This is a genomic window from Streptomyces sichuanensis, from assembly GCF_020328095.1.
GTDB classification, from domain to species: domain Bacteria; phylum Actinomycetota; class Actinomycetes; order Streptomycetales; family Streptomycetaceae; genus Streptomyces; species Streptomyces cinnamoneus.
Genome location: NZ_JAIXMK010000288.1, coordinates 1 through 380 on the forward strand (window position 1 = coordinate 1; position 380 = coordinate 380).

A 380-nucleotide genomic window follows, 5' to 3' on the forward strand; every position below is an offset into this window, starting at 1 on the left:
ATGTACGGCGCTGAGCGGCCGGAGGAGTTCGGTGAGGACTTCAGTGGCTGGGCGAGCAGTTACACGGGTGAGGACATTCCGCTGGAGGAGATGCGGGAGTGGCGGGATGCGACGGTCGAGCGTATTCGTGGGCTGAGGCCGCGGCGGGTGCTGGAGATCGGTGTGGGCAGTGGTCTGCTGCTGGCGAAGCTTGCGGGTGACTGCGAGGCGTACTGGGGTGTGGATTTCTCGGCCGAGGCGATCGGGGTGTTGCGCGAGCAGGTTGCGGCGCAGCCGGGTCTGGCGGAGCGGGTTCAGTTGCGGGTGAGTGCGGCGCATGAGCTGGAGGGTCTGCCCTCGGGGTTCTTCGACACCGTGGTCATCAACTCGGTTGCGCAGTA

At 66.3% G+C, this 380-nt stretch carries 1 protein-coding gene; it reads left to right on the plus strand.

Annotation, left to right across the window (positions count from 1 at the left end; all coding sequences use genetic code 11):
* On the plus strand, positions 1-380 hold a 380-nt coding region (locus LE181_RS31995; RefSeq protein ID WP_225665116.1), incomplete at both ends, for a class I SAM-dependent methyltransferase.